The 10,618-nt window shown below is 65.5% G+C and carries 11 protein-coding genes and 1 pseudogene; 2 read left to right on the forward strand and 10 right to left on the reverse strand.

Annotated elements, in window-relative coordinates; all coding sequences use genetic code 11:
* Positions 1-639 precede the first annotated feature (639 nt).
* The 8 genes from OG522_RS01925 to OG522_RS01960 are packed head-to-tail and all read right to left on the reverse strand — an operon-like array spanning position 640 to position 6,584.
* Entirely contained in the window at positions 640-933 is a 294-nt protein-coding gene (locus OG522_RS01925) for a Dabb family protein (RefSeq protein ID WP_329461149.1), read from the reverse strand.
* Positions 930-1,193 (reverse strand): chorismate mutase, encoded by a 264-nt coding sequence (locus OG522_RS01930; protein WP_329461150.1) that lies wholly within the window; start codon positions 1,191-1,193, stop codon positions 930-932. Before OG522_RS01930 ends, OG522_RS01925 begins: the two co-directional genes overlap by 4 nt.
* Entirely contained in the window at positions 1,186-2,376 is a 1,191-nt protein-coding gene (locus tag OG522_RS01935) for an aminotransferase class I/II-fold pyridoxal phosphate-dependent enzyme (protein WP_329461151.1), read from the reverse strand. Before OG522_RS01935 ends, OG522_RS01930 begins: the two co-directional genes overlap by 8 nt.
* On the reverse strand, positions 2,366-3,649 hold the full coding sequence (locus tag OG522_RS01940) for an MFS transporter (protein ID WP_329461152.1): 1,284 nt from the start codon (positions 3,647-3,649) through the stop codon (positions 2,366-2,368). Before OG522_RS01940 ends, OG522_RS01935 begins: the two co-directional genes overlap by 11 nt.
* 52 nt (positions 3,650-3,701) lie before the next feature.
* On the reverse strand, positions 3,702-4,451 hold the full coding sequence (locus tag OG522_RS01945; protein WP_329461153.1) for an SDR family NAD(P)-dependent oxidoreductase: 750 nt from the start codon (positions 4,449-4,451) through the stop codon (positions 3,702-3,704).
* Between the two features lie 14 nt (positions 4,452-4,465).
* A complete protein-coding gene (locus OG522_RS01950; RefSeq protein WP_329461154.1) occupies positions 4,466-5,233 on the reverse strand; it encodes an SDR family oxidoreductase in 768 nt (255 codons plus the stop codon).
* Positions 5,230-5,946 carry a cupin domain-containing protein gene (locus OG522_RS01955; protein ID WP_329461155.1) on the reverse strand — a complete coding sequence of 239 codons (717 nt, stop codon included), beginning with the start codon at positions 5,944-5,946 and terminating at the stop codon, positions 5,230-5,232. Before OG522_RS01955 ends, OG522_RS01950 begins: the two co-directional genes overlap by 4 nt.
* Entirely contained in the window at positions 5,943-6,584 is a 642-nt protein-coding gene (locus tag OG522_RS01960; RefSeq protein WP_329461156.1) for a hypothetical protein, read from the reverse strand. The genes OG522_RS01955 and OG522_RS01960 overlap by 4 nt, the downstream gene beginning before the upstream one ends.
* A gap of 1,031 nt (positions 6,585-7,615) precedes the next feature.
* Between OG522_RS01960 and OG522_RS01965 the strand changes: the two genes are divergently transcribed.
* Positions 7,616-7,756 (forward strand): hypothetical protein, encoded by a 141-nt coding sequence (locus tag OG522_RS01965; RefSeq protein ID WP_329461157.1) that lies wholly within the window; start codon positions 7,616-7,618, stop codon positions 7,754-7,756.
* Between the two features lie 693 nt (positions 7,757-8,449).
* A complete protein-coding gene (locus tag OG522_RS01970; RefSeq protein ID WP_329461158.1) occupies positions 8,450-9,496 on the forward strand; it encodes an SGNH/GDSL hydrolase family protein in 1,047 nt (348 codons plus the stop codon).
* 90 nt (positions 9,497-9,586) lie between these two features.
* Here OG522_RS01970 and OG522_RS01975 read toward each other — a convergent pair.
* Positions 9,587-9,997: pseudogene (locus tag OG522_RS01975) on the reverse strand (transposase); the annotation flags it as partial.
* A 150-nt stretch (positions 9,998-10,147) separates the two neighbouring features.
* On the reverse strand, positions 10,148-10,540 hold the full coding sequence (locus OG522_RS01980) for a hypothetical protein (RefSeq protein WP_329461159.1): 393 nt from the start codon (positions 10,538-10,540) through the stop codon (positions 10,148-10,150).
* Between the last annotated feature and the right edge of the window lie 78 nt (positions 10,541-10,618).

The following is a 10,618-nucleotide window of genomic DNA, read 5'->3' on the forward strand; positions in this document are numbered from 1 at the left end:
CGTCGTTCACGAGCACAAGCGGCTCGGCCGCGGGGGCTCGTCATCACAACCGGTGCGAAGAAGGGACAGAACCCATCGCCCGCGAGCGCCCCAGCCCGTGATCGCCGGGTTCGGAGAAGACACCGCCCAGCGGTTCCTTCTGCAGGTCGCTCTGCTCGCGAGCACCAGCCGCATGCTGATGGGCACGGCACACCGTGGAGTCGACGCTCAGGTCCCATCTGATCGCGCCCTTCGCGTCGGCCAACCACTGGAGCCGGGTGAGGAGTCCGGTGCCACGTGTCGTCCCGCTGCCATCGGCGGACCATGTCGTAGGCCCAGCCCCAGGAGCCCGTACTCGACGGGTGCATCCCGCCACGGGCCACCGGTTCGGACGCGGAACCGCAGGCCGTCGATCAGTCGCGGCCGGACCGAACGGGCAGTCGCCCCGCCCTCCTTCCCCTCGGCAACAGCCGCTCCCACATCGCCCATTGACCGTCCGTGAGCTCACCCCGCGCCATGGAAAGCGACCATTCACAGATCAAGATCCATTTTCGATACACGGCCTCGCGGCACGCGGAAGGCGCTTGCCCGGGGCTTTTGCCCTGGCAGGCGCCTTTCGCTCGGACCGCTCAGCCGGTCTGCTCCCGGAGCGGCCTTCTGTCACACCTCTACGTCGACGATGACCCAGTCGCTGATCTCCCGCCACTGCCGGATCGCGTCGTGGTGAAAGGGATGGACGAGGTAGCGGTCGACCTTGTCCATGTCGTCCATGACTCCCTCGGTGAGAAAGTCGTATGCGATGTCCCGCGCGGACACGTTGCGCCCGTATCGCCAGTCACGGACTTCGGGTACTTGGCTGCCCACCTTGGCGGCGGTGCGTTCCGCCGCCAAGGCGCGCGGGTCGTTCCAGTCGACCCCCGGCTTGAACTTGAAGAGCACGATGTGGCGGATCACAGGGCTTCTCCTCGGCACAGTTTGAGTACGTTCATCGCGATCTGGGTGCCGCCCGCTCCGAGTCCGTCCTGGTAGCGGGACAGAATGTCCATTTCCCGGGAGAACACCATGCGCGGCCCGCCGGAGTGCATGCGGCTCTGCTGGATGCGGGCGGATATCCGGGCCCGTTCGGCGAGCAGGTCGATGATGCGCACATCGAGGCAGTCGATCGCTACGCGATCCGCTTCGATCCGGGCACCGGCTTCGTTCGTGTCAGTCATGGTCGGGGTCCTTGTGTGTGCCGTTTCGTAAGTCGGCCAGGCGGATGACGGCCTCCTTGAGCCGGTCCTCCGGTGCCAGCAGGCTCACCCGTACGTATCCTTCGCCGTGTTCTCCGAACCAACGGCCGGGTGCCACCGCCACCTTGGCCCGGGTCAGCAGGTCGTCGGCGAACGCGCTGGAGCTGCCTCCGCCGGGCACCGGCAACCAGGCGAAGATCGACTGGGGCAGGTCGATGTGCCATCCGGCGTCCCGTACTCCCGCCACGAAGACGTCCCGTCGGCGCTCGTAGGTCCTCGCCAGTTCCTCAACGCAGTCCTGGGGGCCGGTCAGGGCGACGGCGGCCGCCCGCTGGATGAAGGACGGGAGGGAGACGTAGTAGTGCTCCTGGAGGAGGTTGATCGCGGCGACGACATCGGGGTTGCCGACGACGGCTCCGATCCGCCATCCGGCCATGTTGAACATCTTCGACAGCGAGATGAACTCGACGCCCACTTCCATGGCACCGTCCGTCTGCAGGAAGGAGCAGGGGGCCCGGCCGTCGAAGCCCAGCGCTGCGTACGCGAAGTCGGATGCCACGACCACCTGGTTCCGTGCGGCGAACCGGACCGTTTCCTCGTAGAACTCCGGCGGTGCCGTCACGGAGGTGGGGTTGTTGGGATAGTTCAGGAACATCAGCTTCGCCCGGTCGCAGGTGGCCGGGTCGAGGGCCGAGTAGTCGGGCAGGAAACCGTTCTCCCGCAGTAGCGGCATGGCATGCATCCGCGCCCTGGCGAGGACCACTCCTGACCAGTAGTCGGGGAAGGCCGGGTCTGGCATCAGGCAGACATCGCCCGGATTCAGCAGACACTGGCTGATCTCCACCAGACCCGCTTTCGCGCCGAACAGGATCGCGACCTCGGACTCGGGGTCCAGGTGAACCTGGTGATGCGTCGCGTACCACTGGGCGACGGCAGCCTTGAGTTCGAGCAGCCCGGAGAAGGCCGGGTATCGGTGGGTGGCGGGGTCGAGCACTTCCCTGCGCAGCGCTTCGACGATGTGGGGCGGGGTCGGAAGATCGGGATTCCCCTGGCACAGGTTGACGACGTCCTCTCCAGCCTTGACGAGTTGGTCGATCCTGCTCACGGTCGTCGCGAACGAACTTCTGGGCAGGTCCAGGAGCCGACGTGCGAACTCAGTCTTCACCGGCGACCACCTTCGTCTCGTGTTCCTCGGCCTCAGCGCCCGCACGGGCCGGCTCCCCTTCGTTGCGGCGCCCGTATGCCCATCCGCTCAGGCCGAACGCGACGAGGGTGATACCGCCGCAGGCCCAGCCCACCGCGGTAAATCCGTGTGCGGCGAACAGGGGGCCGAGGACGGCGGCCCCCATGGCCACGGCGAGGTTGGTCGTGAAGCTGTAGAAGGCGAGGACGGTCCCGCGATAGTGCTGAGAACTTTCGCTGAGCAGCGTGCTGAGCAGCGTGACGACCAGGCTCTGCATGGCGCCCCACAGGAAGAGACAGACCATCAGCAGCGGTGTCCAGCGCACGACCAGCGGGACGACCACCAGTGCCGGGACCAGCCCTGCCAGCAGCCCGACGAGCACCTTCTCCTTGCCCAGTTCGTCGGCCCACCGGCCGGTGACGAAGCTCGTCGAGAACCCCAGCCCGTAGACAAGGATCATGATGCCGGTCAGGAGACTCTGGGAACCGAACTGGTACTGCAGGGCGCTGCCGAGATAGGTGTACATGCCGTAGAAGCCGAGCATGTTCAGGAACGTCGCCAGTATGTACACGAGCACGTTGGGCGCCAGGAAGGCACGGGCGGCCGATCGCGCCCAGCCCTTCCCCGAGGGCCCCGTCGCATCCTCTTCCGACGCGTGTGACGGGGTGTCAGGACGGGGCCGGCTCTCGCTCCGAACCCGCAGCAGTACGCAGATCACGAGGACACCCAGGACGGTCAGCAGGGCGAACGCCCACCTCCAACTCACCCACTTCCCGATGAAGGATCCCAGCGGGACCCCCAGGACGAGTGACAGCGACCAGCTCGATACGACGATCCCCATGGCCTTGGCCCGATGGCGATACGGGATCTGATCACCGACGAACGCGTAGGCAGTCGGCACGAACGCACCCGTCGCCAGGCCGGACAAGGCCCGTCCGGTGAAGAACACCCCCGGCCCGCCGGCGGACGCGCACAGCACGGTGCCCAGGACGAACACCGTCATCCCGACCAACAGGCTGAGGCGTCGTGACACCTTGTCCCCGAGCGGGGCGAAGAGCAGGGCACCAACCGCCGTACCGATGCCGTAGACGGTGACGGAGAGCGCCATCACGGCCACCGACATGTCGAACGACCCGGCCATGTCCACGAGGAGGGGTGAGACAACCAACTCCTCCGAACCGACGGCGAATATCCCCGCCATCAGCGCGAGCACCGTGAGTAGGGGGAACCCCGCCGTGCCCTCCCTGCTGCTCAATCCATCCGGCACTCCGGCCAACCTTTCTTCCAGTTGCATGCGATGGGCACGGCTAGATGGCCGTGTAGCCGCCATCGACAGTGAGCGCGGCACCCGTGACGAATGACGACTTGTCCGATGCGAGGAACAGGATCGCGTTCGCGACGTCTTCGGGGGTGCCCAGCCGCCCGATCGGATTCAGCTTCGCCTTCTGTTCCTTCACAGCGGCGTCGTTGCCGATGGACGTGTCCGTCATCGGCGTGTCGATGATGCTGGGGCAGACACAGTTGGCCCTGATGTTGTACTTCGCGTAGTCGGCGGCGAGCGATTTCGTCAGCATCATCACTCCCCCCTTGGTGGTGTTGTAGGCAGCGATGCCGGGCCAGGCCACCAGCCCGCTCACGGAGCAGACGTTCACGATCACGCCGCTCGTCGCCTCGATCATCTGGTGCAGGGCGTACTTCGAGCACAGGAACATGCTCTTGAGATTGGTGTCGAGCAGCTTGTCCCACTCGGCCACGGGCATCTCGTGAAGCGGCGTGGAGATCTCGATGCCGGCGTTGTTGACCAGGATGTCGACCCGGCCGAAGTTTCCGGCCGCGGCAGCCATCAGGTTCTCGCAGTCCTCCTCGCTCGTGAGGTCGGTCCTGACGAAGACCGCATCGTGTCCTTTGCTCGTCAGCCCGGCGACGACAGCGGTGCCGCCTTCCTCGTCGATGTCCCCGACGACGACCTTCGCGCCCTGGCGGGCGAACTCGATCGCGGTCTGCTTCCCGATCCCGGACGCGGCACCGGTGACCACGACCACGCTGTCCTCGAACATGAACTCGTCCCCTTTCACACGCATGTCAGTTGCCCCCCGTCGACCGAGATCTGTTGCCCGGTCAGATAGGACGCCGCGTCGGATGCCAGAAACCCGATGACGGCGGCGACCTCGTCGGCGCTCCCCGGCCTGTCCACGGGAATTGCCTCTCTCAGTCGGTCCTCGGCCTGTTGCCGCGATATCCCGCCGGCCCGGCTCATCTGCTCCACGGCTCGGTCGTAGCGCTGGGTCCGGATGGTGCCGGGGTGCACGCAGTTCACGGTGATGTTGTGCCTGGCGTACTGACTCGCCAGATACTTGCTCGCATTCGAGACGGCCGCATTCACCAGACCGGAGAGGAACATGCCGGGGGCGGGCTCTTTCCCGATGTTTCCGACGACATTGACGATCCGGCCGAATTGATCCCTCATCATCACCGGCGCGACGGACTTGATCAGGTCCAGGTAGGGCACGAGCTTCTGGCCCATCGCAGAGCTCACGTCATCGCTGGTCACATGATCGAAGAAGCCGGGCGCCGGGCCTGGCGCGTTGTTGACCAGCACGTCGATCCTGCCGAATCGGCGTTTCGCGTAGTTGACCAGTTCATCACGGTAGGACGGCACGGTGATGTCGCCCGGAAACACGTGGACCGGCTGCCCGCCTACGGTGTCTCCGGCGACTCTCTCCAACGCATCCGAACTCCGGGCACAGAGTACGGTCACGTAGCCTTTGGAGCTCAAGTGCAATGCGGTTGCCCGCCCGATGCCGCGACTGGCGCCCAGAACTATGGCAACCCGCGTCACTCAGATTCCTGCCCATTCTTCTCCGGCCCGCTGTCCTCTTTGGGCACCCGGTGATAGCGGGGCGGAATGAAGATGTTGAGGGAGCGCGCCACTCCCGTATTGGGGTTTGCGGCGCCGTGGCCCTCCTGGCTCGCACAGAAGTAGGTACCGCCGAACCGCAGCTCATGACTCGCCTCTTCGACCGTCATTTCGTACCTCCCTTCGAGGCATATCCCTATCTGCTCGTGTGAGTGCTTGTGATAGGGCATCTCGCCGCCACTGGGAATATCGGCGATCATGAGCTCGATCCAGTCGGCCAGAAAGAACGTGACGTCCATCCCGACGAACTTGCGCGACTCGATCGGCTCCAGAAAGTAGCCGTCCGGCGCGGGGTAGGAATCGCCCGGGGTGCCGCGCCGGATCTCCAGGACCACGGTTTCTTCCGCAGACGTGTTGACGGCCGCGAGCGCAACGCCGACAGGGGCGACGTAGACGTCCCCCTCGGGCCTCATCAGCTTCGTCACGTCCCCGACCGTCACGGACAGTTCGCCGCGAACCACCATCCCGACCTGCGCAGCATCGGAGGAACGAGTCTCCAGGACGGCGCCGGGAGGCATGAAGGCAACCCTCACCTCGGTGGCTTCACGCCGATAGGACTCGAAACGGATCCCATCCTCGTTGAGCATCACGTCGGGAGCCGGGAAGTAGCGGCGCTCGTGAGTTTGCGCGGTCATTTGCGGTCCTTCCTTCGGGAGAACACAGTCCACGTCATGGGGATCCGTGAGAATTTGTAGACGAACTTCAGGCTGTGCTGCTCGACGGCCCGCTCATTCGTGATGGCGATGTTGTACCGCCCGTCGGCGACACTTCCGGCGGCCTGACTCGTGGAGTCCGCGATGGCCAGTTTCACCGGACCGTCGAAATGGTGACCCAGCAACGGAACGGGCGCCGGATGGGATACGACAGTATCCCTGTAGAGCAGTTCTTCACGGAAGGCGAAATTCAGCCTGGTCGCCAGGCCGTACTCCGGAGTACTCCCACGAAAAACAGCTGCTGGCTCCAAACCCGGGTTCATATAGAAGGCGTTTATCTTGGGATAAGCATGGGCCACCAACACGAGGTCGACACGCCCTCCCGTAAGGGAATTTGCGCATTGTTCGTACGTGTTCTCCAGGAGGATTTGAAATCCTCCACGGTCACCGAGGGTGCGCGCCAGAAGTTGGGCAATGTACTCACTGCTGGTCCCTTCTGGCCCCAGCGTTCCGAGCCTTACAGAGGGTGCGGAACCGACTGGAACAAGCGCGTTCAGTGCGCGTCTTTCAATGTCAGGGATCTGGAGTATCTCCACGCCCACCCTCTTTCCTGTCGCCATTTCGAAAGCCTTCGGCCCCATTGACTGCAAGAAAACGCCTACATCCAGTCATTGTTCGGACATGGCGAGATCCACAAAGAACGACACTGCCGAGCGGGTTAATTCGGAGGCAAATCCGGAGGTCACCACAGAAATATCCCCTCGCCAGGCGTCATACTCTCCACGCTCTTCACCCTCTTCACGCGAAGCAATGGGCCGCGATTGACCTCTTGCTCGAAGCGCACGCCACTATAGGCATCGCGATCTTGAACGAGTCAAGGAAGTGGATCACCGAAAAGTCTCATTGTGTCCATTTCGCGCAAGCCAGAAACCAGACCTTAACGCCGTTACGCAAACCGAGCGGATTTGGCCAGCCGGGCCGATTTTGATGGCTGTGGCCAAAAGGAGCCCGGCGGGAGGACGAGAACCCCCCTGCATCCCGCCCTCCTGCCGGTTGTGTTCGTCACCACCGGCAGGCAGATGGCTGGATCTCACCACCCGGAGGGCCGGAGCTGGACGTTCCATCCGAATAGTTGCCCCTGTCGGTCACAGGAAGGGCAGATCCGACGCAGGACCGAGCCCATGGCGGTGCACAGGGCGATGCTGGTGCGAACCCGGTCACCGACCCTGCTGGCTTGCTCCGTGCCCAGCAGGGCTGACGACTCGTGGCCCAGGACAGCAGCGGCCGTCTTCGTGTTCCCGGTCGCGGGTGGGCGTGCGGCATATCGGTGCAGTCGAGGCCGTGGCCGCAACTGCCGGAGCTAAACGCGCAGATGGCGCGGCAGTGACGGCGCGGGGCCCGTACCCGCTGGCAACGCGGGTACGTGACGAACTGAGCAAACTGTTCACAGCCACTGAGTTCGCCGAGGTGTTCTGAGCGCGGGGGCGGCCGGGCTGGTCGCGCTTGTGGCAAGCAGCGCACCGACTCCACCCGCGTGCTGGCGGCGGTCAGTGACCGAACCGGCTGGAGCTGGCCGGGGAGACGCTGCGGACCACACGAGCCAGTAGGCCAGGCACCTCCGGCGCCAACACCAGCCAGCACCGCAGAACACATGCGATTCACACAGTCCAACTCCGGGGCTCGTATGGGCGGCATGCTCGACGCCTACGGACGGATCGCCACCCTGGGCTACGTCTACGTCGCCAACGAGAGCGGCCTGCTGGCCCTGGCCACCGGCGACGGCAACCACTGAACCCTCATGCATTTCTCCAGCCGCGAAGGCACCGCACCTGCGCGCCGAGAGACGCAGCACGCTGCTCATGCCGCAGGACGACTGGCTGCCACCTCTCTGGCGTCCGGGCCGGTGAGGTGCCAAGCCAACTCCAGGCACTGGCTGTGCATGTCACGAGACGTGGAGAGCGGGACGGCGGGAGTTCCATCAAACGGCGCGCCTGGGCGGCGGAATCATCAGGGAGGCGCGCACGGCATCTGGAATGGGGGGATGGTGGAACGAGCGGCTTCACCGAGCTTCTTCAACTTGGTCACCCGAGCGTGGCGATCTATGCCTCTGACCTGCTTGTTCGTCAGATCGCATCACCCGATCGATGGCCATTCTGAAGCAGCTCACTGATCGTTCCAGAATGAGGCTGCCCTCCGGCGCCCAGGTCCTCCTGGTGCAGTCCGACGCCGCCAGTTGTCTATAGCCGTCTCTTCGCTGTCGTGGGTTGGCCACCCGACGCACTCGAAGCGACCAGAGCCTCAGCGCGATACACCTGGGTGGTTTACCCGGCGTACCTGCCGGTCGGGCGCATGCCCTCCCCTAACTTCAATGCGTAGTCATAGAACTACGTTGAGTGAAAGAGGAATTGGGATGCGTCCGACGCCTATGGGCCGACTGGCAGCCCTCGCCTCGACGGCCCTTCAGCTGGCCTGTCCTGGAAAATCCATGCGGCACCCCGTTAACCGCCCGCGAACGCGAGCACTGGCCGTGGGGCTCGCGCTGACAGCGGCCGCGCTTCTTCCCTCGGGCTCCGCCGGTGCGGCCGACCAGTACGAATGGGCCGCGCTGGGTGACTCGTACACCGCCGGCGGGTTCGTCGGGGACCCGCAGCCCCCGCTCGGCAGTGCGTCGCGGGATGGATGTGACCGGACCACCGACGCCTACCCCGGCGTTGTCGACCGGGAGCTTGCCGAGTTCCCGCCGGGCAAGTACGTCCACCTGACCAACGTCAGCTGCGGCAACGCCACCATCGCCGACATCGCCACGGCCAAGCAGACACCGATCAGCCCGGTCCAGCCCCCCGCCGGTGGCTGGACGGCGGTGGACCCGCAGATCCAGCGAGCAAAGCTCAACGACAAGACCGACATCGTCACCATCGGCGTCGGCGGCAACAGCCTGCCCTTCGGCGGCATGCTCCTCAAATGCCTCGAACTGGGCGCGATGCCCGGCAAGTCGTGCCGCGAGCACTACACCAGTCCTCCCGAGGGGGAAGAGAGCATCCAGGACAAGCTCGCCAGGGTCCAGGACGAGTACATCGAAATGCTGGCCAAGGTGCACGAGGCAGCACCCAATGCCAAGGTGATCACCGTCGGCTATCCGGCCGTCCTGCCGCAAGAGGGCAGTGCCTGCAACCGCCTTGCCCTCACCGAGCTGGGCGCGATCAAGCACGCCGACATCGACTGGCTCCGTGACAATGTCCTCAAGCCGCTGAACAGCACGATCCAGCGCGTTACGTCGTTCTTCGGCGACCGCTACGTCGACGTCTACTCCTCCAGTGTGGGCCATGACGCCTGCCAGCCCGCCGGCACCAAGTGGGTCGAAGGAATCTGCGGCGACGCCGCCGACTACTGGCCCGCCAAGCTCCCCGGCACCCTGCTGAACTGCGCTCCCATCAACAAGCGCGTCACCCTGGTCCACCCCAACGCCCAAGGCCACGCCAACACCGCCGCCCACGTCGAACGAGCCATCCGCATCGCCCTCCTCGACCACTGACCAGCAGGCCGAACCCGACACCAGAGCCACGGCACCTGCATAAAAACGCAGCCCGGAACACCTGGCCGACCAGCACAAGGAACGCCTTGGCTATTGCGGGACAGCGCGAGCCGGGGCCTGTTGTGACAGGCGTCGCCAGCAGATGAGCGCACATCCCAGGGTGAGGAAGGCCTCGTGGATGTCGTCGCGGATCTCCCAGCGGATCCGTAGGCGGCGGAACCGGTGCAGGTGAGCGAAGGCGCGCTCGGCCACCCAGCGAACCTTGCCCAGTCCGGAGCCGTGAGCGACGCCGCGGCGGGCGCTCAGGGGTCTGATGCCGCGTTTCACACAGCAGGCGGCGGTACTTGTCGAAGTCGTAGCCCCGGTCGGCGTACAGCCGCCGGGGCCTGCGGCGCGGGCGGCCCCGAAAACCCCGGATCGGCGGGACCGCATCCGCAAGGGCAGGAGTTGGGTGACGTCGTGTCGGTTGCCGCCGGTGAGCGTGACGGCGTGCGGGGTCCCGCGTTCCGAGCCGTCGGCGGACTCCAGCTCGACGTGATTGCCGGCCTCGGTCTACCAAGCCCTGATCCCGCCGGCGCGGAAGACCTCGCCCTCGAACCCAGCCCTGCCTTCAAGCCGACCCACCGGCAGCCTCCCGTCGACTCGTACCCCTCAAGAGGCGGCCTGCCCAGTCCCCTTGGTCATCGGCCGCAGGAAGAACTCGCGGACAGGCAGAAGCAGCCCGGCGAGCGACAGCGCGATGAACACCACCTGGTGGACGTGGTCCTTGCCCGGCGGCAATCCACCCACGAGGTGCGCACCCCAGAAGACCGGGTAGTACCACAGCACGAGCCACGCCCACCGTTCCCGGCGGCGGAACGGGACCAGGGCGATGAGCACGCCAAAGAGGCCCATGCCGGTCGCCGCGACACCGTCGGCCCGCATGAGCCGCTCGTCGCCGGACGAGGGTGCCACTGCGGCGATGACGCCGAAGACCAGGATGCCGACGCCGACGACGGCCAGGCAGATCGATGCGACCTTCACACGGGTGTTGTCGCGCTCCACAGAATGAACCTACCCGCGGCGGGCTGGGCGCACTCCAGCCAACGGCCCCACCAGCCTGGTTCCATTCCCCCCCCACCA

Source organism: Streptomyces sp. NBC_01431 (assembly GCF_036231355.1).
Classification (GTDB): Bacteria; Actinomycetota; Actinomycetes; order Streptomycetales; family Streptomycetaceae; genus Streptomyces.